The sequence below is a fragment of the Brevibacterium epidermidis NBRC 14811 genome, from assembly GCF_001570805.1.
In the GTDB taxonomy this organism is placed as follows: domain Bacteria; phylum Actinomycetota; class Actinomycetes; order Actinomycetales; family Brevibacteriaceae; genus Brevibacterium; species Brevibacterium epidermidis.
On record NZ_BCSJ01000015.1, the window covers coordinates 423625 to 446043 of the forward strand.

Below are 22419 nucleotides of genomic sequence, written 5' to 3' on the forward strand. Positions count from 1 at the left end.
CCGGATCGGCACCCGCCGACCGCGGCCACGCAATTTCTGCGGCTTCCATCTATCATGGTGGAAACACCACAGCCACTCGCTTCTGGAGGAGACATGGCGGACACGACTTTCCCTCGAATGTCCGGTTGGAAGAACGGATACGACCCCAAGCAGGTCGACAGCTTCTTCAAGCGCGCACGTGAGTCCTTCGAGCGGCCGACGCCGCAGCCCGGCGACCTCGACTCCCGGGCGGTGCGCACGGTCGGATTCGACCTCGTCCGCAAGGGCTACCACGTCGCCGTCGTCGACGCCGCGCTCGACCGTCTCGAAGACGCATTCGCGAAGCAGGCACGCGATCGCCTGATCGCGCAGTCCGGCCAGGATGCCTGGGTCTCCGAACTCACCCGCGTGGCCGCGTCCCTGCGGGGACGCCTGGTCCGCGAACCCGGAGAGCGCTTCGACAACCCGCCTCCCGGGGTGATCGGCTACGACATCACCCAGGTCGACGACATGTGCGACAAGGTCAACTCGTACTTCACGCAGGGAGTGGCGATGAGCGTCGACCAGGTCCGCCGCGTGCTGTTCAAGACCGCGAAAGGCAAGAAGGCGTACAACGAGGACCAGGTCGATGCGTTCATCGACCGCGTCGTCGAAGTGATGGCCTCTGTTGACTGATTTCCACTACTTCGCGGTCCCCACCGCGACCGATCCCGGCACGCTCAACCCGGTGTACGAACTCCTCGATTTCCCGATCGCGATGGGCAAGGCCGAAGATATCGTGCTGACCGGACCGGCTCCGGAGAAACCGCTGGTCGACGGTCGTGAGGTCACAGATCCCCGCCTGATCAAGGCGCTGTCCGTGCCCGTCGAGCTCGACCGTGCCGAGGTTCTCGACCGCAGCTCGAAGCTCGCCGGAGTGCTGCGTGCCATGGGCGTGGTTCCGGAATCCGGTGCCAAGCTCACCATCGCCGAGGATGTCCCGCCCTTGGCGCGTGCGCTCGGTCTGCTCGCTGCTGCCCGGGTCGGGCTCGTCGTGGATCTGCGCGCTGGGTCTGGTGGAGCGACGTCCGGTGCTGGCGCTGGTGTCGGAGCCGATTCTGACCAGAACACGGTGGTTCTGCATTCGATCGAAGCCGAACCGATCGAGCCGGGCCGTGCCTCCGTGCGGGTCACTCGTTCGCGCTTCGAAGGCGTCGGAGTGACCATCGGTTCCGAGACCGCGAACCTCGACCAGGCGATGCGCGACTCCCGAGTCGAATTCGCCGCTGTCGTACCACTGGCGCCCGACCACACGCTGCTGCTCACCGATGATGGTGAGATCACTGCGGGATCGAGTCTCGACTGGTATCGTAACGAGGTTCTCTCTGCCTCCTGAGTCCCGGCATTCCAGGGGCTTCGACTCGAGAGACGACATTAACTCTCGGGTTCAGGCTGATTCGCGTTTCCCACAGACGGTGGCAACACTGCGCGCTGCCGGCTGTGTCTTCGCTGAAGACGAAGCGGTGATTCTCCTTGAGGCGGCGGCCGAGCATGACGTCGCCGGCTCCGCGCCTGCGGTCGGCGGTTCTGAGCAGAGACTCGATGAACTGGTGGCTCGCCGGGTCGCGGGTGAACCTCTCGAACAGATCGTCGGCTGGGTCGACTTCGCGGGGATGCGTCTGCAGGTGCGGCCGGGCGTGTTCGTGCCACGGCAGCGGACTCGAATGCTGGCCGAACACACTGCAACTGTGACGAAGCAAGTGGCTGACTCGCGGGGGAGCGGAGCCGAATCGGGGACTGGAACTGTCCCACGACCCGTTGTGCTCGAAGCCTTCTGCGGGGTCGGCCCTGTCGCCTCTGCAGTGGCCGCCTCGGTGCCGGAAGCAGCCATCCACGTCGGCGATGCTGACGAGCAGGCTGTGCGGTGCGCCGTGGCGAACGTGGAAGCCTACGCGCGAGCGGGGGAGTCGTCTGCCAATGTGACGGGGCATGTCCTCGACTGTCTGCACGGACTGCCGGACGAGCTGCGCCACGGCATTGACGTCATCGCGGCCGTCCCACCCTATGTGCCCGTCACCGCCGTCGACTTCCTGCCTCGTGAAGCCCTCGACTTCGAACCGAGCACCGCTCTGTTCGGCGGCGTCGACGGACTCGACCTCGTCCGCCGTCTCATCGCTGAGTCGCTCGACTGGCTGGCTCCGGAAGGTGCGCTGCTCATCGAACTCGGCCAGGATCAGGTTGCAGAGGCCACCGGATTCGCCACCGAGCGAGAGCTGGAAGCCCAGAGCCACCTCGGCGAGGATGAACAGACCGTCGTCCTCGAACTGCGGCCGGGCCACTGGAACTGACAACGGCCGGTTGAAATCGGGTGATTTCAACCGGCCGAATACATACCGACTGGTTCAAAGTGCACGCGCAGCGAATTGCGGCTATGCGCCTGCACTTTGAGCCAGTCGGTGAGTCGCTCGGCGCTCAGCTGCGCGTTGGCGATGTCGCTCAGTTGGCGAAGGCGTTGATTCCGGTCATCGTCCGACCCAGGGTCAGCTGATGCACCTCGTGCGTGCCTTCGTAGGTGAGCACGGTCTCGAGGTTGACCGCGTGACGCAGCGGCGGGTACTCGCTCGTGATGCCCGAACCGCCGAACAGGGCGCGCAGGTCGCGGCACACGTTCATCGCGGTGTCGACGTTGACCATCTTGCCCAGGCTGATCTGCTCCGGACGCACACCCTTCTCCGAATCCTTGAGCTTGCCCAGGTGAGCGGCGAGCAGAGTGATCTGCGAGTACTGGCCGAAGGCCTTGGCCAGCTTCTGCTGAGTGATCTGGAACGACGCCAACGGACGATCGAACTGGACGCGGGTTCCGGTGTACTCCAGCGCCGACAGCAGCGCATCGCGAGCGGCCCCGGTGACACCGAAGACGATTCCGTAGCGGGCCTCGGACAGGCAGGACAGCGGGCCCTTGAGTCCCTTAGCCTTTGGCAGCATCGCATCCTCGGGCAGGCGAACGTTGTCGAGGACGATCTCACCGGTGATCGAGGCGCGCAGCGAGATCTTGCGGTGGATCTCCGGGGTCTGCACACCCTCGGTGTTCGAGGGGACGACGAAGCCGCGGACGACGTTTTTGCCCTTGTCATCGACCTCTTCGGTCTTGGCCCACACGACCATGACGTCGGAGACCGGGGAGTTCGTGATCCACATCTTCGCGCCGTTGAGGATCCAGTCGGATCCGTCCTTCTTCGCGGTCGTCTTCATACCCGACGGGTCGGAGCCGACATCGGGTTCGGTCAGACCGAAGCAGCCGATGGCCTTGCCGGCGGCCATCTTCGGCAGCCATTCTTCCTTCTGTGCTTCCGATCCCCAGTGGTGGATGGCGAACATCGCCAGCGAACCCTGCACGGACACGAGCGAACGCAGTCCGGAGTCGACGGCTTCGAGCTCGCGGCAGGCCAGTCCGTACTGAGTCGCGGTCGATCCGCCGCAGCCGTAGCCGTCGAGGTGCATACCCAGCAGACCGAGTTCGCCGAGTCCTTCGGCCAGTTCGCGGGCGGGGATGGTGGCGTCGAGGAAGTAGTCGCCGATCTTCTCACGGACGTTCTCGTCCAGCCACTTCTTCACGATCGATGCGAATTCGAGGTCATCGGGTTCGAAGACCGAATCCAGTCCAAGAATGTCGTCAGGGCTCAGCGTCTTGCTCATATCCATCTCTTTCGCCATTGATTTCTTCATTCACAGTTTTACCGGGACACGGTGGAGGGTCGGTGTCCCGAAGCGCTTCTGATGACCAGGTCCGTCGGGCGACACACGACTTCGTGTCGAGTCATTTCCCAGAGAACTTTGGCATCATCGGTTGGCGTGAGTAAACGTGGTTTCATTGTAGTCGGCTCAACTGGTTCGGTCGGCACCCAGGCCCTTGATGTCCTTGCCGAACACCGGGACGAACACGCGGTGATCGGCTTGGCCGCCGGGTCCCAGCTCGACCTGCTGCTCGAACAGGCCCTCGACTTCCACGTCGCGGTCATCGGGCTCACGACCCCACCTGCCGGCGGCGAGGCCGCGGTGCGTGCGCGACTGAGAGAGTTGGCTGCCGAGCGGGGGATCGCCGATCCCGTCGAAACCATCCACCTCGGGGACAACGCCGCCGAGGCGGTCGCGGGCTTGGCCGCGGACATGGTCCTCAACGCGATCACCGGTGCCGCCGGACTCGGCGCCACCCTGGCGGCTCTCGAACGCGGCACGGATGTGGCTCTGGCGAACAAGGAATCCCTCATCATCGGCGGATCCATCGTCCTCGACGCCGCTCGTGCCTCCGGGGCCCAACTGGTGCCCGTCGACAGCGAGCACTCCGCCATCGCCCAGGCGCTGCGCGCCGGCACACACGGCGAAGTCAGCAAACTCATCATCACCGCTTCGGGCGGTCCCTTCCGCGGAATGACCCGCGACGCCCTGCGCAGGGTCACTCCCGCCCAAGCACTCAACCATCCCACCTGGTCGATGGGATCGATGATCACCATCAACTCCGCGACCCTGGTCAACAAAGGCCTCGAAGTCATCGAAGCCCACCTGCTCTTCGACATCGACTTCGACCACATCGAAGTCGTCGTGCACCCACAGTCGCAGATCCATTCGATGGTCGAGTTCACCGATGCCTCGACGATTGCCCAGATTTCCCCACCCGACATGCGTCTGCCGATCTCCTATGCTTTGGGCACTCAGGACGATGGAACGACGAGGCGTCTGACCTCGGGCGCTGTCCCGCACAATTGGGGACAGCCCATGCACTGGTCGTTCGAACCGGTCAACCATCTCGCCTTTCCCGCGCTCGGACTGGCCATCGACGCCGGTAAGAAGGGCCGCAGCTATCCCGCGGTGCTCAACGCCGCCAATGAGGAACTCGTCTCCGCGTTCATCGCCGGTGACATCGCGTTCACCGGAATCGACAAGGGACTGGCCCGGGCACTGGCCGCTCATGAACCGGCGGCTGAACACACGGTGGAGACCGTGCTGGCCGCCGACGCCTGGGCGAGGGACTTCGCTCGCGCCGATGTTGCCGAACAGAACGGGGGCCGCTGATGACAGTTGTGCTCTACATCGTCGGGATCGTCCTGTTCCTCATCGGCATCTCGATCTCGATTGCGCTGCACGAACTCGGACACCTCACTCCGGCGAAGAAGTTCGGGGTGAAAGTCACGCACTATATGGTCGGCTTCGGACCGACCCTGTTCTCCTTCCGCCGCGGTGAGACCGAGTACGGCATCAAAGCGTTCCCGCTGGGCGGGTTCATCGCGATGCCGGGAATGTATCCGCCCGAGGAGGCGACGAAGTCGCGCCATGAGGGAACCGTCGCGGTACAGAACGGCGGCGCCGCCGGCGGCGTCGTCGACGGCGGGGTCGACGAAACGACGGGCCGCCTCGGCGAACCGGGCGCCGCACTCGGCTCAGCTGACGATGTCACGGAGGGCCGCCTCGGTGAGGGGATGGATGACGGTGATGCCGCTCCGCTGCGCCGGGACCGGAAGAAGCGGAAGGGGCGGCTGTTCGAGGACACGATGGCCGATGCCCGGGAGTTCTCGAATCAGGAGATCGAGCCGGGTGAGGAGCACCGGACGTTCTATGCGCTCAGCGTGCCCAAACGGCTCGTCGTCATGTTCTCCGGTCCCTTGGTCAATCTCGTCCTGGGCATCCTCATCATGGGGATCTCGCTGCTGGGCATCGGCGTGATCACGCCGACGACGACCGTCCAGACCGTCGTCGAATGTGCCGTGCCCGCCTCGGAAGCCGCGCAGCGTCCCGCCTCGGAGCAGAACACCTGCCGCGACGACGATCAGCTCACTCCCGCGTGGGAGGCCGGGATCAAACCGGGTGACGAGATCACCGCGATCGCCGGAACCGAGACGAAGGACTGGGACCAGCTGTCCTCGGTCATCAAGGATCATGCCGGTGAGCGCGTCGATGTCGATTTCATCCGCGACGGCAAGGCTCAGACGGTGACGGTGCCGATCATCGCCACCGAACGGCCGAAGGTCGACGAGAACGGCAAGGCCCTGCTCAAGCCGGACGGGAGCCCGCAGACCGAGACCCAGGGATTCTTCGGCGTCGGACCCGTGCAGGAACGTCAGTCCCTGCCGCTCGGGGAGTTCCCCGGTGCCGTGTGGGACCAGGTGAGCGGTGTCTTCCACGCAATCATCACTCTGCCGGTCAAACTCGTCGACATCGGCGAGGTGGCCATCGGTACGAAGGACCGCGACGCCGAAGGACTCGTCGGCATGGTCGGCGTCGGACGCATCGCCGGTGAGATCGTATCCACCGACCAGATCGACGTCGTCGATAAGGCACAGATGGGGCTGGGCATGCTCGGCTCGCTCAACATCTTCCTCTTCGCGTTCAACATGATCCCGCTGCTGCCCCTCGACGGCGGACACATCGCCGTGGGCCTCTACGAAGGTGCGCGCCGCCGCATCAACCGGTGGCGCGGACGCGGACTCGTCGGTCCATTCGACACGGCGAAGCTGCTGCCGCTGACGTATGTGTGCATCGGCCTGATGCTGTGCATGACGGCGCTGCTCGTCTACGTCGACCTCGTCAAACCCATCACCCTCGACGCGATCTTCAACTCCGGGGGTTAGGCTCCGGCTGGTAGGAGAGGCGCGGCCGCGCGGGCGGCTAGCAGATGACGCGGGCGACTGATCAGGTCCATAGGCACCTGGGCTCAGCGGCTGAGGGTGATCGCCTGCACCTCGCCGAGGTGATTGAGCCCGACCGTGATCGTGGACTTCGCATCTGCTGTACCCGGAACCGTGACGATCCCGCGCAGTGGGGAGACCATCGCCAGGTCCGCCTCGGTGAAGGGACGGTCGAGCTGCTTCTCCGCCCGCCACCGGGCGAAGCGCTCCCGCCTCTCATCGCGGGGTTCGTCGAGGTCCATGTTCATCGAGAAGATCGCCTCGGCGACGGTGTCGTCGAAGTCAATGACAAAGTTCGCCGCAGTCATCACGGTGTCGATCTGGGCTTGGGCCGCAGGGTAGCGGGGCACCGGCGCCGAGGTGGTCGTTCGAGTGACTGCGACATCGTCACGTCCTGTGGCCGCCGCCCACCCGTGATCGAGTGCGTCCTGGACGACGCGCTGCGCCGGATAGTACGTCGTGTTGCCGAGGACAACGATGCTCACCCCGAGATCGGGGAACCACCGCATATGTGAGCCGTACCCGGGATAGCCGCCGGAATGGCAGACGACGCGGCCGAAACGCGTGTCCAGACGTGTCTCGAGCCCGTATCCGTAGCTGAGCGTCTCCGCGTGATGGTCGCTCTTCTGGATCTCCATGGTCCGTCGCGGTTGCTGGTTGTCGGCGAGGATCCGCGACCGGGAACCGGGAGCGTAGGAGTCCAAGCGTTCGAGGGCGTCGAGATGCGCGTCCATCCATGTGCCGATGTCGTTGACGGTGGAGATGACCCCGCCGATGGGGGAGAAGACACCGGGACCGGTGAGTTCGGCCGGGTGGAGGCCGCCGTTCAGATCGACGCGGTGGCCGGGCGCCAGGTCCGGGAAATCGGTGAAGTTGAAACCGGTGCGCTCCATCCCGAGAGGAGAGAGGACCTCAGCGGAGACGATCTCGGTAAACGTCCGGCCCGTGACCGCCTCGGCGACCATGCCCAGCAGCGCATAACCGAGGTTCGAATACTCATAGCCGGTGTCGGACGGTGCGCAGGCGATCGCGCCTCTGTGCAGCCAGTCGGCGAGCTCGGCCGGAGTCATCGCCTCCATCCTGTCCGCCCAGGGGTCGTCCTTCGTGAAACCGGTGCTCATCGTCAGGGCCTGTCGGCAGGTGCGGTCGGCGATCGAGGTGTCAGCGATCTCCGGGAGCAGTTCGCCGAACGGTGCGTCGAGATCGAGTCCGTCCGCGGCGAGGAACCCTATGGCTGCGGCAGTGAAGGACTTCGTCATCGAAGCGATCCGGTACGGAACGTTGGCGTTCACGGCTCGGTCGGGGCCGCCTCGGCGAAAGAGTCCCCAAGCCAGGGCCCCACCCTGGTCGTCGAGCTTCCGTGCCTCGGCATCGAGAACTGCGGCCATCGCCTCGATATCGGGTTCGACGAATCCGGGTGTGCTCACAGGCGCGCTCCTTCGTGCAGACTTCACGTCACCATCACACTACCGTCGGCCGGTGACACGGGCGGCGGGGCTGGTGGGGCGCGTCGGCGGTGCGGGTAGGACCGTGGTTGGGCTCGGGTTGCGTTCTGCGGACGGACAGTCGTGTGTCAGTGGGAGGTCCTACAATGGTGATGGTTCGCACAATCCGGGTCCCGCATCGGCGCCGGCTCGGACATTGTGGCTGGTCACCAGCCCGACTGAAGGGATCCTTCGTGACATCGGTCAATCTTGGAATGCCCGCCCCACCGCCTCCCGTGCTTGCTCCGCGGAGGAAGACGAGGCAGATCAACGTCGGAAAAGTCGGGGTCGGATCCGATTCCCCGGTGAGCGTGCAGTCGATGACGACGACGCAGACGACGGACATCAACGGGACTCTGCAGCAGATCGCCGAACTCACTGCCGCCGGCTGCGATATCGTTCGCGTGGCCTGCCCGACCGCCGACGACGCAGCTGCCCTGCCGATCATCGCCGGCAAATCCCAGATCCCTGTCATCGCCGATATCCACTTCCAACCCAAATACGTATTCGCCGCCATTGACGCCGGTTGCGCGGGAGTGCGCGTCAACCCCGGAAACATCCGCAAATTCGACGATCAGGTCAAAGAGATATCGAAAGCTGCGGCCGAGGCGGGCGTATCCATCCGCATCGGCGTCAACGCCGGCTCTCTCGACAAACGGCTGATGGAGAAGTACGGGAGGGCCACGCCAGAAGCGCTCGTCGAGTCCGCGCTGTGGGAGGCGTCCCTGTTCGAAGTGCACGGATTCTATGACTTCAAGATCTCCGTCAAACACCATGACCCGGTGATCATGGTCCGCGCTTATGAGCTGCTGGCCGAGCGCGGTGATTGGCCGCTTCACCTCGGGGTCACCGAGGCGGGGCCCGCTTTCCAGGGCACGATCAAATCTGCCACGGCGTTCGGTCACCTCCTGGCCGAGGGGATCGGGGATACCATCCGGGTGTCGCTGTCCGCGCCTCCCGCCGAGGAGGTCAAGGTCGGCAACCAGATCCTCGAATCTCTCAACCTGCGCCCCCGGAAGCTCGAGATCGTCTCCTGCCCGTCCTGCGGACGCGCGCAGGTCGACGTGTACACGCTCGCCGAACGCGTCACCGAAGGCCTCGAAGGCATGGAGGTGCCGCTGCGTGTGGCCGTCATGGGGTGCGTCGTCAACGGCCCCGGTGAGGCCCGCGACGCCGACCTCGGCGTGGCCAGCGGCAACGGCAAGGGCCAGATCTTCGTCAAGGGCGAAGTCATCCGAACCGTGCCCGAATCCGAGATCGTCGAGACCCTCATCCATGAGGCCAACCGCATCGCCGAGGAGGCAGCGGGGCAGCCATCCGGTGCTGCGTCGGGGCCGCCTGAAGTCACCGTGGGGTAGGTGCGATACCTTGTGAGGACGAACAGATACATGGTCCAGTCATTGGCCCATGCTGACGGCTGAGAAAGAGTTCAGGGGCACATGGCGCTGAGGATCGCACGACTGGAACATCAGCACACTCGGTGGCTGACGGACCTGCTTGCGCGCAACCCCTGCGAGAACGTCTACCTCATCTCCCTGCTCGAAGTCACCGGCACAGCCCGATTGGGTTCCCCGGCCGGCACTCTGTACGGAATCTTCGACAGTGACCGACCCGTCGCCGCCTACTGGGTGGGCGGCAACATCATCCCGGTTGCGGCGACCCCGGGGACGAACGAGGTGCTCGCCCGCAAACTCAATGCCGACGGACGCGTGTCCTGCTCACTCATCGGCAGCCGGTCCGTCATCCTCGACCTGCAGCAGCGACTCAATTGGGGCCAGCCGCGCGGGGTGCGTGAACGGCAGCCGCTGCTGGCCATCAGCTCCGACCCGCTGGTCACCCCCGACGAACATGTGCACCGGGTGACCCTCGACGAGCTCGGTGCAGTGTTTCCCGCCAGCGTCGACATGTTCACCAAAGAGGTCGGATTCTCACCGATCGAGGACGGCACCGCCGGATACCTGTCGCGGGTGCGCGGAATCATCCGCGGCAAGAACTGCTATGCCCGGATCTCGTCGACCCTGCCCCAGGGAGGCCCGGTGCCCCGCTGGCCGGCCACCGAGCAGGACGAACAAGTGCTGTTCAAGGCCGATATCGGCATCCGTGCTCGCCGCATCGTCCAGGTCCAAGGAGTGTGGGTCCACCCCGAAGTGCGCAATCAGGGCCTCGGAGCCGCGGGCATGGCCGCAGTCGTCCAACGCACCCGCGATAAGGGGCATTCCACCGTGAGCCTGTACGCCAATGACTACAACGAAACGGCGCTGCGCATGTACGCCCGCGTCGGCTTCGAACAGGTCGGCACCTTCGCTACCGTCATGTACTGAGCCTTCGGCGGATACTGAGCCGCCAGCGGATCAGCCGCGGCGATTGCGTGACTGGGGCTTGGCCATATCGCCGAGGAACTTCTCCATCTCCCGACGGTCCTTCTTCGTCGGACGTCCCAATCCTTTGTCACGCCTGGGAACGAACCCGCGCAGCGCAGGGTCGGGCGGGGGAGTGAGGTCCTCGTAGCACTGGACGGCGATAGAGGCCTGCATCCGGGTGGGGATGAAACCGGTGATCTTCCAGATGAACTCGGATCCGGCTTTGCGCACCCGTACCTCTTGGCCGATCGTCACCTTCTGCGCGGCCTTGACGCGCTGACCGTCGACCTGCACATGCCCGCCGCGGCAGGCCTGAGTGGCGAGGTTGCGGGTCTTGAACATCCGCGTCGTCCACAGCCACACGTCGACGCGCATGTGTTTGGCCGCGTCTCGGTTGATCTCGGTCATCTCACTCCCGTCGTGGCCCTTCGGGCACCTGGATCCGGGTGTCGGCACGCAGCGCCAGAGCCGAGCGCCTCGTGAAAGTCTGGGCGGGACGACCTCGTCCCTGACTGACGGCCTCCCCAGTGGGATCGAGCAGCGGCAGCATAGTGCGGCGGAACGTATCGGCCTGCAGGCTCTCCCCGGCGACGATCTCGTGGAGTTCGCGCAGCTGCCGCAGGGAGAATTCCTTCTCCAACAGCCCGAACGGATCCGGGGTGCGTTCGTGGAAAGCCCGCAGCCGGTGCACGGCTACCCGCACGATTTCCTGATGTTCGGCACTGAGCTCGTGGACGTCGTGGACGGGCACGAGCTTGCGCCAGTGGACGGGGGAGTCCGGGTGGTCGGAATCCGACTCCGGCAGGTCAGCGTCGGTCGCCTCGGGGACGGCCGCCTCGGTGGGGGTGTCTTCCGTACCCTGCCCGCTAGGGCTGTCATCCTCGGCGAGTCCGACATCGGCGGCGGAGAGCACATCGAGGTGGGCCACGGAGATCACCCAACCGCGATCATCACGGTCGGGCTGGTCGAACACATGCAGCTGGACGGGGGCGCGGTCGACCAGGCGGGCCTTCTCGCGCAGGCAGCGGGCGACCGCCTCGGCGAGGCGTTCCTGCGGACGCAGGATCGACCCAGGCAGCTGCCACACTCCATCGCCGGGATGGGTCATGAGAACATGCAGGCCACGGCCGGGCACGGGGCAGAGGACCGCGGTGTCGACCGCGACCGAGGGCCGCGGGAACTGCGTGAGTTGGCTGGGATCAGGCATGCTCTTCGTATCGTTCGGACTCGTCGTTTCGGCGGAGATCGGCTGGGGAACCGGACGGCTCCGACCGATGCTGGGCTTCGGTGCTGCAGCCCCCAGTCTAATTCTCTTCCCCCAGGTGACGAATCCGCGCCCGCACCGATTCCCTGCGGTTCGCTCGCGTGCGATAGTGTTCGATCTGAGTCTTGACAAGTTGAGGAGATTTACCCATGGCCCTGCGCATGTCGTCCCTGTTCGTGCGAACCCAGAAGGAGGACCCGGTCGGCGCCGAGGTGGCCAGCCACAAACTGCTGCACCGTGCCGGATACATCCGCAGGTCAGCACCGGGAATCTACACGTGGCTGCCGCTGGGCCTGTCCGTGCTCGGCAAGATCGAGGCCATCGTGCGCGAAGAGATGGCGCTCGCCGGTTCCCAGGAAGTCCACTTCCCCGGTCTGCTGCCCGCCGATCCGTACAAGAAGTCCGGCCGCTGGGAGGCCTTCGGCCCCGACCTCTTCCATCTCAAGGACCGCCGCGAGAACGACTACATCCTCGCTCCCACCCATGAGGAGGTCTTCACCCTCCTGGTCAAGGACCTCTACTCCTCGTACAAAGACCTGCCGCTGTCGATCTACCAGATCCAGACGAAGTACCGCGACGAGGCCCGCCCCCGCGCCGGTCTGCTGCGCGGCCGCGAATTCATCATGAAGGACGCCTACTCGTTCGACATCGACGACGCCGGACTCGACGCCTCCTACGAAGCCATGCGCGTGGCCTACCTGCGTGCCTTCGCACGCCTCGGGCTGCCGTGCCTGCCGGTCAAGGCGACCCCGGGCGCCATGGGCGGCTCCGGAACCGAAGAGTTCATCTACCCCTCCGAGGTCGGCGAGGACACCTTCGTGAAGTCCCCGGGCGGATATGCCGCGAACGTCGAAGCAGTGACCTCGATCGTGCCCGAGGCGATTCCCTACTCGGAGTCGCCCGCTGCGCATGTCGAAGACACCCCTGACACCCCGACCATTGAGACTCTCGTGGCCGCTGCGAATGCCTCGCACCCGCGCTCCGATCGGGAATGGACCGCCGCAGACACACTGAAGAACGTCGTCTGCGCCGTCACCCACCCCGACGGCACCCGCGAGATCATCGTCATCGGCCTGCCCGGTGACCGTGAAGTCGACCTCGATCGCGCCGCCGGCACCGGAATGCTCGGCGACGGTGAAGTAGACCTCGAAGCCGCCACCGCCGAGGATCTCGCCGCCCATCCGGAACTCGTCAAGGGCTACATCGGACCCGGCAACTCACTCGACGCACCGGTTCTCGGCCTCGAAGCGCCCTCGAAGATCCGCTACCTGCTCGACCCCCGCGTCGTCGACGGCACCCGCTGGATCACCGGAGCCAACGAGCCCGGCCGCCACGTCTTCGACCTCGTCGCCGGACGCGACTTCGTCGCCGACGGCACGATCGAAGCCGCCCAGGTCGTCCTCGGCGATCCGGCACCGGACGGATCCGGACCGCTGGAACTGGCCCGCGGTGTCGAGATCGGTCAGATCTTCAAGCTCGGCCGCAAGTACGCCGAAGCCCTCGACCTCAAGGTCCTCGACCAGAACGGCAAGGCGACGACCGTGACCATGGGCTCCTACGGCCTCGGCGTCACCCGAGTCATGGCCTGCATCGCCGAGGAATACCACTCAGAGGACGGACTTCTGTGGCCTCAGCACCTGGCTCCGGCCGATGTGCACATCGTCGTCGCCGGCAAGGGTGAGGAGATCGCCCAGGCCGCAGAGACGATGACGACGGAACTCGAAGCCGAAGGCGTCAGCGTCCTGCTCGATGATCGCAACAAGGTCTCACCCGGGTTCAAGTTCGCCGATGCCGAACTCATCGGCATCCCCACCGTCATCGTCGTCGGCCGCGGGCTGGCCGACGGAGTCGTCGAAGTGCGCGACCGTCTGGCAGGGGAGAAGTCCGACCAGCCCGTCGCCGGGGTGGTTCCTACCACCGTGGCACGTGTGCGTGAGGCGTACGCGAAGGCCGCAGCCGCAGCCGATGCTGCGGTCAGTGCCGACCAGAACGCCTGAGCCGCCTCGGTGTTCGAAGCCCTCGCCGGAGGCATCGATGTCACGTGGACGATGGTCCTGTGGCTGCTCGCCGCAGGAGCCCTGGCCGGGTGGATCGATGCCGTCGTCGGCGGGGGCGGACTGATCCAGCTGCCCGCGCTGCTGCTGGTGCCGGGGATGAGCCCCGTCCAAGCGGTCGCGACGAATAAGATCGGGTCGATTGCGGGCACGACCGCCTCGGCGATCACCTATCTGCGCAAGATCACCCCTGACCGGTCGGCGACGATCCCGGCCGCAGCCTCGGCATTCTTGGGAGCCGTGCTCGGGGCGAAGCTCGCGACCTTGGTGCCGAGCGAGGCGTTCACCCCGATCATCCTTGTGGCGCTCATCGGCGTCGGGATCTTCACCGTGCTCAACCCGAGCCTCGGGGCCGATGCCACGCTGCGATTCGGAGAGTCGTCGAAACGTCACCATGCGTTGTCGTGGCTGATCGGACTCGTCATCGGCATCTACGACGGAGTGCTCGGACCGGGGACCGGATCGTTCCTCGTCATCGCCTTCGTCTCGATCATCGGATTCTCGTTCCTGCAGGCCTCGGCGACGGCGAAGGTCATCAACTGGGCGACGAACTTCGGAGCCCTCGTCTACTTCATCCCCGACGGTCAGGTCGTCTGGCTGCTGGGCATGGTCATGGCCGTCGGCAACGTCACCGGCGGAATCTTCGGCGCCCGCACCGCGTTGGCGAGGGGCTCCGGTTTCGTCCGCGTCATCTTCGTCATCGTCGTCTCCGCGCTGATCCTCAAGCTCGGTTTCGACGTAGTCTCCGGCCTCATCCACTAATTGCTACCTGACGGCGGCCCAGCAACCTCGCGCGAGGTATTTGGGCCGCCGTCAGGTAGCAATAGGGGTCAGCCGATGGGTTTGAGGGCGTGCGCGTTGACTCCTGCGACGTCGGCGCCGGACAGAGCGCGGGCCACCCACAGGGAACGGGCGGCATCGGCCAGGCCCGAATTCGAACCGCCGGAAGCCGCGCGCAGATACCAGAACATGTTCGTGATCTCCCGGGCCACGGTCGCACCCATCCCGTACTGCGGATCGACTCCGGCACACAGGGCCAGGTCCGTGGCGAAGCCGCGCAGCCACGCTGCCTGCGCCTGCGGATGATCCGAGGGAATCTCGGCCAGACGGTTCCACAGGATCGGAGCCAAAGTGTACGCAGTCGGACCGGCCAAAGGCTGCGGGTCGATGGCCTTCCACGTCGAGATGCCCGTCGGATCGGGATTGCCGGCGAGGATGTTGTAGTAGTGCAGATCGGCATGGATGAGCCAGTTCTCGTCCGACGACGCCAGAGTCTGCATCCAATTGCGGGCGAACGACAGCAGCAGGGAATCGTGTGGACCGGCCTCCGACCATCCGGTCAGCAGCGCGGCATCGGCATCGAACGAGTTAAGCCACCCGGCCACGACGTCTTGGACCCGCAGGAACTCCGAGGTCGCCGGAATCTCCAGAGACCGCTGCAGAGCACCCCACACGGGCGGGACGTCAGCCAGGGGCAGCACGGAGAGATTGTCCTTCGTGCGCAGCCGCTCCTGCAGAGTGACCCGGAAGCTGCGATCGTCCCGGATGACCCGGACCGCCCCGTGCCCGTTCCACATCTTCAGTGCCCGCAGCACCTGCGCATGCGCGGCCGTATGTGCCGAGGTGGGAGCGGCGAACCGCAGCACCCCCTGATAGTTCTCCTGAGTGAGCACCGGAATCACCAACGACTCGCAGCCCGCCCACGGCGCACCCGGCACATCGTCGAAGCGCAGCTTCCACCGATCGAGGACCTCATTGGCCATGTAGTCGAGCGCCGCGACCCACGAATCGGTGCGATATTCGCCGATGATCTCGCGCGTCGCGCGGTAGAGAACCGGTGGAACCTTCACTCCTGCACCTCCGCCTGCCCGGGTTCGTCATAGGTGAAACGCAGCGGCTGCACAGCGCCGAAGACCATCCGTGTCCGGGCCGATTCCCAGAGACGCAGAATCGCCGAGGCGTCCGCCTCCAACCATGGCAGAAGTGCGGAGGCGATGCCGTCCTCGAGGGAGAGCACGAGTTCCTTCGCGGAGTCCGCATCCGTCGGGGTGGGGTCGAGCTTCCACGCCGAGGCGGCCGGATCGGCCGCGTCCTCACCGAGGAGTTCCAGCATCTCCCCGGACAGAGCGCCCAAGGATTCGAGCCGAGCCAGCGCTGACTTGCGTTCACGCGATTTCGAATCGAAGTTCACGGCAAGCCGTTCATAGCCGTAGGCAGCTGCCCGCGACTGATTGAGGATCGCGTTGAAGACTTTCGAGCGATCGGCCTGCTTCTCGTCGCTCTCGTCCCCTTCGTCCGCGCTCTGCGACTTCTTCGGCTTCTCGTTCTTGCTCTGATCGAGCTCCTCACGGCCGGCACGGATGAGTTCGTCGGCGGTGGAGATGATCTCTGGCTTCTTCGTCCCGGCGAGCAGGGCCAGTCCCGTGGCGACATCGGACAGGACGGGGATGAGACCCGAACCCACGGACGATGAGGCTTCGAAGACGGCACGGGAGGCTACTTCGGCGGCCTGGACGAAGGTGCGCTCCTCCTCGGTCGGAGGTGCCTCGGTGGCGAATTCGGTGGGCGGATTCCACACTGGTCCGACCGCCGCCACGAAGTCGGCGAGGTCCTCACCAGCGGTTTCGGGATCCCCGGAGCCGGGGGAGGTGGAGTCGAGGATGCGGGCCAGACGGTTGCGCAGCTGCTGGGTCGAATCCAGCGTGGGGATCTCCGGATCCTGATCGAGTCGCAGGCCGCAGGCAGTGAGCAGGCCTAAGCTCAGCCCGCCGACGCCGGCAGTGAGCAGGCCGCGGCGACTGACGGGAAAACGCATACGGCAATCCTATCGGATGCCCGGTCATCGCCGAGGAATGCCCGAACCTGGCCGAAGGCTTAACCTCGACGGCGGCTGTCGCTTAGGGTGGGTGAGAACACGGCGGTCGCACTCGTGCACGGTGCGCCGGCCCCTTCGCCCCACCTCGGCGAGGGGAGAGGCCAGAGATATGGAGGAGAAATGGACGAAGACGTCGAGCGGATCAAGGGCCTGCTCGCCCCGCCCCTGCAGGATGCGGGATTCCACCTCGAGACCGTCAAAGCGGTAGCGGCCGGACCACGGCGTACGCTCACCGTCGTCGTCGACCTCGACGAATCGAGCACCGATCCGATGTCGATGGAGAAGATCGCCGAATCAACGAAGATCGTCGGCGACGCCCTCGATGAGGTCGAGATCTTCCGGGACAAGCCCTACCAGCTCGAGGTCACGAGCCCCGGCGCCACCCGGAAACTCGAGACCCCACGCCACTTCCGCCGCGTCATCGGACGGCGCCTGGAGATCACGACGAAGAAAGACACCTTCAAGCTCGACCTCGCCGAGGTGGGGGAGAGTTCGATCACGGGAACTGACCCCCAGCGCAAGGAGACGAAGACGGTCGACCTCGGCGAGATCCGCAAGGCACAGGTCGAACTGAAGTTCCGCTGAGGCGAATCTCACGCTCCGCCGGCGGTGAGATGGCCCCAATGCAGGCAGAGTGCAGGCGCAGACTGGGATAGACTGTTACGCCTGCATAAGTGAACACAGACAATTCAATGCTCGGTTGAGCCGGAGAGGACCTAAACATGGACATCGACCTCAATGTTCTGCGCGTCATCGAACGAGAGCGTGAGATTCCGCTGGAAACCCTCATCGAACTCATCGAACAGGCGCTCTTCCTCGCCTACCAGAAGACCGAAGGGGCCTGGCCCGACGCCCGCGCCGAACTCGACAAGTCCACCGGTGAGGTGCGCATCCTCGCCGTGGAGTTCGACAACGACGACAACCCGATCGGCGAATTCGACGACACCCCCACCGGCTTCGGCCGCATCGCCGCCCAGACGGCCCGGCAGGTCATCCACCAGCGGCTGCGCGATGTCGAAGACGAGACCCTGCTCGGCACCTTCAAAGGCCGTGAGGGTGAGATCGTCTCGGGCATCATCCAGCAGGGCCGTGACCCGCAGATGGTCCAGGTCGACATCGGAGACGTCGAAGCCGTGCTGCCCCCGCACGAGCAGGTCCCCGGCGAGGCCTACAACCACGGCACCCGCCTGCGCGTCTACATCGCTGACGTGCACAAGGGCACGAAGGGCACCTCGGTCACCGTCTCCCGCACCCACCCGAACCTCGTACGCCGGCTCTTCGCCCACGAGGCCCCGGAGATCGCCGACGGAACCGTCGAGATCGTGTCCCTGGCCCGCGAAGCCGGCCACCGCACGAAACTCGCCGTGCGCGCCACGAAGCCCGGCGTCAACGCGAAGGGATCGTGCATCGGCGAACTCGGCTCCCGCGTGCGCGCCGTGATGAATGAACTCGGCCAGGAGAAGATCGACATCGTCGACTACTCCGACGACCCGGCGAAATTCATCGCCCATGCGCTGTCCCCGGCCAAGGCCAAGAGCGTGGAGATCCTCGACGCGGCCGCTCAGGAATCCCGCGCCGTCGTCCCCACCGACCAGCTCTCGCTGGCCATCGGCAAGGAAGGGCAGAACGCCCGTCTGGCAGCGAAGCTCACCGGGTGGAAGATCGACATCGTCGCAGGCGAGTAGCCTCCCGCAGTGATTCGCACCACTGGCCCCCTTGGCGCGAGCGGGGGTGCCGGTGCTGTAGAATCATTCATTGTGAATGTTGGTGATGGACCCGTAAGGACGTGCATCGCCTGTAGGCAGAAGGCCGGTCGGGACGAGCTGACACGCTTCGTGTTCCGCCCCGATCAGCACCCCGCCGTCGTCCACGATGTGTCAGCGACACTGCCGGGACGTGGTGCTTGGGTGCACCCTGCTGAGAAGTGCCTGAACAAGGCCCTGACCACTGCCGCCTTCGCTCGATCATTTCGAACGAAGATCACCGCCTCGGACCTCCCGAGGCCGGACACCGAACCCAAAGAGAACGGGTAGCCGAATGGATGACAAGTTGTGAGTGTCGCACGATGACACCCAAACGGAATTCGAGAGAGCAGTGAAATGAGTACTGCTCTTCATTGATGAGGTTCTTTCCTGACCGGGAAAGAACCCGGACAGGAGAACTGTGGCAAAGCCCCGTGTCCATGAGCTCGCCAAAGAGCTCGGCACAACAAGTAAGAACGTCCTCGAAAAGCTCCAGGACATGGGCGAATTCGTTCGCTCCGCCTCTTCGACGCTCGAAGCGCCCGTCGTGCGCCGCGTGAAGGAGGCATTCGCCGATTCCTCTTCCGCCGATGGTGAGAAGTCCACCGGCGCGAAGAAGGCCGCCAAGCCGGCCGCGAAGCCCGGAGCCCCGAAACCCGGTGCGAAGCCCGCACCCAAGCCCGCCGCGAAGTCGGCTGCCAAGCCGGGCGCTGCAAAGCCTGCCGCTTCGGCAAAATCGGCCCCCGCCGAGGATGCCGCCCCCGCTGCGAAGTCCGCACCGAAGCCCGGCGCCAAGCCAGCCGCCGCGAAGGCCGCGGAACCGACCGAGGCTCCCGCAGCCCAGGCCAAGCCCGCAGCCGAGTCCAAGCCGGCTGCCTCCTCGGCGCCGAAGCCCGGTGCTCCGAAGCCGGCTGCCGCGCCCAAGCCCGGAGCTCCGAAGCCCGGAGCACCCAAGCCTGGTGCCCCGAAGCCCGGTGGCCGTGGTGCCGCACGTCCCGGAAACAACCCCTTCGCTCCCTCGCAGGGAATGCCGAAGCCCGGCCGTGGCCCCAAGCCCGGCGGTCGCTCCGGCGGCCAGGGCGGTCAGGGTGGCCAGGGCGGACGCCCCGGCAACAACCCGTTCGCACCTTCGCAGGGAATGCCGAAGCCCGGCCAGAAGCCGCGCGGCGCAGGTGAGGAATCCTCGGGCGGTCCCCGTCCGGCACCTCGCCCGGGCGCACCTCGTCCCAACCCCTCGATGCTGAAGAACTCGGCACTGAACAAGCCCGCTCCCGGCCGTGGTCGCGGCGGCGGACGCGGAAACGCCCCCGGCGGCGCTCCCGGTGCACCGGGCGGCGGTCCAGGCGGTCCTCGTCGTGGACCCGGCGGCGGTCCCGGTGGTCGCGGTTCAGGTCGCGGTCGCGGAAGCACACAGGGTGCATTCGGCCGCGGTGGCGGTCCCCGTCAGAAGGGACGCAAGTCGAAGCGGGCGAAGCGCGCAGAGCTCGAGCAGATGCAGGCTCCGTCGGTCGGTGGCGTCACCGTTCCGCGCGGAGACGGCAATACGCCGCTGCGTCTGCGTCGCGGCTCCTCGCTGGCCGACTTCGCCGAGAAGATCAACACCGATCCGACGAACCTCGTCACCGTGCTCTTCCACCTCGGTGAGATGGCCACGATCACGCAGTCCCTCGACGAGGCGACCTTCGAGGTCCTCGGTGAGGAGCTCGGCTACAAGATCGAGATCGTTTCGCCCGAAGACGAAGACCGTGAGCTGCTGGAGACCTTCGACATCGACCTCGATGCCGAAGCCGCAGAAGAAGACGATGAAGATCTGCAGGCACGCCCGCCGGTCATCACCGTCATGGGTCACGTCGACCACGGTAAGACCAAGCTGCTCGATGCGATCCGTTCGGCCAATGTCGCTTCCCGCGAGGCCGGCGGAATCACCCAGCACATCGGTGCCTACCAGGTCGAGGTCGACCACGAGGGCAAGGAGCGCAAGCTCACCTTCCTCGATACCCCTGGTCACGAGGCGTTCACCGCCATGCGTGCCCGTGGTGCGAAGTCGACTGACCTCGCGATCCTCGTGGTCGCCGCCGACGACGGCGTCATGCCGCAGACGATTGAAGCTCTCAACCACGCTCAGGCGGCCGAAGTGCCGATCGTCGTGGCCGTGAACAAGATCGATAAGGAAGGCGCCAACCCCGCCAAGGTCATGCAGCAGCTGACCGAATACAACCTCGTGGCCGAAGAGTACGGCGGCGAGACCATGTTCGTGCCGATCTCCGCGCTCAAGCGTGAGGGCATCGACCAGCTGCTCGAGTCCGTTCTGCTGACCACCGATGCTGCTCTGGACCTGCGGGCGAACCCCGACAAGTCCGCTCGCGGCATCGCCATCGAAGCCAAGCTCGACAAGGGCCGCGGTGCGGTTGCCACCGTCCTCGTCGAGTCCGGCACCCTGCGTCAGGGTGACGCCATCGTCTGCGGCACCGCCTACGGACGTGTGCGTGCGATGTTCGATGAGAACGGCAACCTCGTCGAGGAGGCCGGACCGTCGCGTCCCGTGCAGGTCCTCGGTCTGTCGTCCGTGCCGCGTGCCGGTGACTCGTTCATCTCCACCGATGACGATCGCACGGCTCGCCAGATCGCTGAGAAGCGTGACGCCATCGAGCGCAACGCCGCTCAGGCTCGCGGTCGCAAGCGCATCAGCCTCGAAGACTTCACGAAGGCTCTGGCTGAGGGCAAGGTCGACATGCTCAACCTCATCCTCAAGGGCGACGTCTCCGGTGCTGTCGAAGCACTCGAGGATTCGCTGCTCAAGATCGATGTGGGCGACGACGTCGACCTGCGGATCATCCACCGCGGCGTCGGTGCGATCACGGAGAACGACATCAACCTGGCCACGGTCGACAATGCGATCGTCCTCGGCTTCAACGTCCGTCCGGAAGCGAAGGCTCGCGACCTGGCAGACCGCGAAGGCGTCGACGTCCGCTACTACTCGGTCATCTACCAGGCGATCGAAGACATCGAGTCCTCGCTCAAGGGCATGCTCAAGCCCGAGTACGAAGAGGTCCAGACCGGTACGGCGGAGATCCGCGAGGTCTTCCGTTCGTCGAAGTTCGGCAACATCGCCGGCTCGATCGTCCGCGACGGCCTCATCAAGCGGAACTCGACCGCTCGCGTCACCCGCGACGGAATCGTCATCGGCGACAACGTCCACATCGAATCGCTGCGTCGGTTCAAGGACGATGCGACCGAGGTCCGCGAGGGCTACGAGTGCGGTATCGGACTCGGCAAGTTCAACGACCTGCGGGTCGGTGACATCATCGAGACCTTCGAGATGCAGGAGAAGCCGCGCGACTGATCGGTCGCGGAGCGAGTCGCAGCCGATGACTCTTCAGCGCAGCAGCGCGTCTGAATGATCGGATGGGACTCATACCGTGAGTCGACGGCTCCGGTCGGCCCCCAGACGGGGGACCGGCCGGAGCCGGTTCGATTCCACAGCTAACATAGGGCCGGAAGAGTTGTTCCGGCCCCGAACCTAAGGACACGCACCATGGCAGACTCGACACGGGCCCGCAAGATCGCCGACCAGATCAAGGTCATCGTCGCCAGCACCATCGAGCGCAAGCTCAAGGATCCCCGCCTCGGCTTCGTCACCGTCACCGATGTGCGGGTGACCGGCGATCTGCAACACGCCTCCATCTTCTACACCGTCTACGGCAACGACCAGGACCTCGTCGGCACCGGTCATGCCCTCGAATCGGCCAAGGGCTTCATCCGCTCCGAGGTCGGCAAGGGACTGACGATCCGTCTGACCCCGACTCTCGAGTTCATCGCCGATGCCGTCCCCGAGGCGGCCGCCCGCCTCGATGGACTGCTCGCTCAGGCCGCCGCCGACGATGCCCGGGTGGCCGGCTTGGCCAAGAACGCGCAGCATGCAGGTGAATCCGACCCGTACAAGAAGAACGACGACGCCGACGAAGACTGATCGTCCTATCCGGCCGATCCTTGTATCGCGCC

The 22419-nt window shown here is 65.5% G+C and carries 20 protein-coding genes; 14 read left to right on the forward strand and 6 right to left on the reverse strand.

Annotated features, from left to right (window positions below; all coding sequences use genetic code 11):
- Window positions 1–93 precede the first annotated feature (93 nt).
- The 3 genes from BEP01S_RS13070 (at window position 94) to BEP01S_RS13080 (ending at window position 2306) form a co-directional block, all read left to right on the forward strand.
- Window positions 94–654, forward strand: a complete 561-nt coding sequence (locus BEP01S_RS13070; RefSeq protein WP_025777300.1) for a DivIVA domain-containing protein — start codon at window positions 94–96, stop codon at window positions 652–654.
- The gene (locus tag BEP01S_RS13075; RefSeq protein WP_039210950.1) at window positions 647–1354 is read left to right on the forward strand and encodes a hypothetical protein; all 708 of its coding nucleotides are present in this window, start codon (window positions 647–649) and stop codon (window positions 1352–1354) included. The genes BEP01S_RS13070 and BEP01S_RS13075 overlap by 8 nt, the downstream gene beginning before the upstream one ends.
- Window positions 1355–1433: 79 nt before the next feature.
- Window positions 1434–2306 (forward strand): N5-glutamine methyltransferase family protein, encoded by an 873-nt coding sequence (locus BEP01S_RS13080; RefSeq protein ID WP_039210948.1) that lies wholly within the window; start codon window positions 1434–1436, stop codon window positions 2304–2306.
- Window positions 2307–2454: 148 nt separating this feature from the next.
- On the opposite strand, the gene BEP01S_RS13085 is transcribed toward BEP01S_RS13080, so the two are convergent.
- On the reverse strand, window positions 2455–3654 hold the full coding sequence (locus BEP01S_RS13085) for an acyl-CoA dehydrogenase family protein (protein ID WP_062244374.1): 1200 nt from the start codon (window positions 3652–3654) through the stop codon (window positions 2455–2457).
- Window positions 3655–3810: 156 nt separating this feature from the next.
- On the opposite strand from BEP01S_RS13085, the gene dxr reads away from it, so the two are divergent.
- On the forward strand, window positions 3811–5028 hold the full coding sequence (gene dxr, locus BEP01S_RS13090) for a 1-deoxy-D-xylulose-5-phosphate reductoisomerase (RefSeq protein ID WP_062243946.1): 1218 nt from the start codon (window positions 3811–3813) through the stop codon (window positions 5026–5028).
- The gene (locus tag BEP01S_RS13095; RefSeq protein WP_039210946.1) at window positions 5028–6581 is read left to right on the forward strand and encodes a M50 family metallopeptidase; all 1554 of its coding nucleotides are present in this window, start codon (window positions 5028–5030) and stop codon (window positions 6579–6581) included. Before dxr ends, BEP01S_RS13095 begins: the two co-directional genes overlap by 1 nt.
- An 83-nt stretch (window positions 6582–6664) precedes the next feature.
- Here BEP01S_RS13095 and BEP01S_RS13100 read toward each other — a convergent pair whose 3' ends face one another.
- Window positions 6665–8065: a serine hydrolase domain-containing protein gene (locus tag BEP01S_RS13100; protein WP_062243948.1), complete on the reverse strand. Its 1401-nt coding sequence runs from the start codon at window positions 8063–8065 to the stop codon at window positions 6665–6667.
- A 251-nt stretch (window positions 8066–8316) separates the two neighbouring features.
- Between BEP01S_RS13100 and ispG the strand changes: the two genes are divergently transcribed.
- Both ispG and BEP01S_RS13110 read left to right on the forward strand, forming a co-directional pair.
- Window positions 8317–9480 carry a flavodoxin-dependent (E)-4-hydroxy-3-methylbut-2-enyl-diphosphate synthase gene (gene ispG / locus BEP01S_RS13105; protein ID WP_062243950.1) on the forward strand — a complete coding sequence of 388 codons (1164 nt, stop codon included), beginning with the start codon at window positions 8317–8319 and terminating at the stop codon, window positions 9478–9480.
- Window positions 9481–9561: 81 nt separating this feature from the next.
- Window positions 9562–10443 carry a GNAT family N-acetyltransferase gene (locus BEP01S_RS13110; protein ID WP_062243954.1) on the forward strand — a complete coding sequence of 294 codons (882 nt, stop codon included), beginning with the start codon at window positions 9562–9564 and terminating at the stop codon, window positions 10441–10443.
- A gap of 30 nt (window positions 10444–10473) precedes the next feature.
- Here BEP01S_RS13110 and BEP01S_RS13115 read toward each other — a convergent pair whose 3' ends face one another.
- Both BEP01S_RS13115 and BEP01S_RS13120 read right to left on the reverse strand, forming a co-directional pair.
- Window positions 10474–10890: an RNA-binding S4 domain-containing protein gene (locus BEP01S_RS13115; protein ID WP_062243958.1), complete on the reverse strand. Its 417-nt coding sequence runs from the start codon at window positions 10888–10890 to the stop codon at window positions 10474–10476.
- 1 nt (window position 10891) lies between these two features.
- Window positions 10892–11689: an NUDIX hydrolase gene (locus BEP01S_RS13120; protein ID WP_062243961.1), complete on the reverse strand. Its 798-nt coding sequence runs from the start codon at window positions 11687–11689 to the stop codon at window positions 10892–10894.
- 206 nt (window positions 11690–11895) lie between these two features.
- Between BEP01S_RS13120 and BEP01S_RS13125 the strand changes: the two genes are divergently transcribed.
- Entirely contained in the window at window positions 11896–13743 is a 1848-nt protein-coding gene (locus BEP01S_RS13125; RefSeq protein ID WP_062243964.1) for a proline--tRNA ligase, read from the forward strand.
- Window positions 13744–13794: 51 nt separating this feature from the next.
- Complete coding sequence (locus tag BEP01S_RS13130; protein WP_052240093.1) at window positions 13795–14562, forward strand: TSUP family transporter; 768 nt, start codon at window positions 13795–13797, stop codon at window positions 14560–14562.
- A gap of 68 nt (window positions 14563–14630) precedes the next feature.
- Here the strand turns inward: BEP01S_RS13130 and BEP01S_RS13135 are convergent, their stop codons facing one another.
- Together BEP01S_RS13135 and BEP01S_RS13140 are read right to left on the reverse strand one after the other, a co-directional pair.
- The gene (locus BEP01S_RS13135; RefSeq protein ID WP_039210933.1) at window positions 14631–15650 is read right to left on the reverse strand and encodes an aminoglycoside phosphotransferase family protein; all 1020 of its coding nucleotides are present in this window, start codon (window positions 15648–15650) and stop codon (window positions 14631–14633) included.
- Window positions 15647–16615, reverse strand: coding sequence for a hypothetical protein (locus tag BEP01S_RS13140; RefSeq protein ID WP_062243966.1), 969 nt, complete (start codon window positions 16613–16615; stop codon window positions 15647–15649). The genes BEP01S_RS13135 and BEP01S_RS13140 overlap by 4 nt, the downstream gene beginning before the upstream one ends.
- A 180-nt stretch (window positions 16616–16795) precedes the next feature.
- Between BEP01S_RS13140 and rimP the strand changes: the two genes are divergently transcribed.
- The 5 genes from rimP (at window position 16796) to rbfA (ending at window position 22387) form a co-directional block, all read left to right on the forward strand.
- On the forward strand, window positions 16796–17260 hold the full coding sequence (gene rimP / locus BEP01S_RS13145; protein ID WP_062243968.1) for a ribosome maturation factor RimP: 465 nt from the start codon (window positions 16796–16798) through the stop codon (window positions 17258–17260).
- A gap of 137 nt (window positions 17261–17397) precedes the next feature.
- A complete protein-coding gene (nusA, locus tag BEP01S_RS13150) occupies window positions 17398–18360 on the forward strand; it encodes a transcription termination factor NusA (RefSeq protein ID WP_039210925.1) in 963 nt (320 codons plus the stop codon).
- Between the two features lie 72 nt (window positions 18361–18432).
- Window positions 18433–18708, forward strand: coding sequence for a YlxR family protein (locus tag BEP01S_RS13155; protein WP_039210922.1), 276 nt, complete (start codon window positions 18433–18435; stop codon window positions 18706–18708).
- 130 nt (window positions 18709–18838) lie between these two features.
- Complete coding sequence (infB, locus tag BEP01S_RS13160; RefSeq protein WP_062243970.1) at window positions 18839–21760, forward strand: translation initiation factor IF-2; 2922 nt, start codon at window positions 18839–18841, stop codon at window positions 21758–21760.
- A gap of 192 nt (window positions 21761–21952) precedes the next feature.
- The gene (gene rbfA / locus BEP01S_RS13165; protein WP_039210919.1) at window positions 21953–22387 is read left to right on the forward strand and encodes a 30S ribosome-binding factor RbfA; all 435 of its coding nucleotides are present in this window, start codon (window positions 21953–21955) and stop codon (window positions 22385–22387) included.
- Window positions 22388–22419 lie beyond the last annotated feature (32 nt).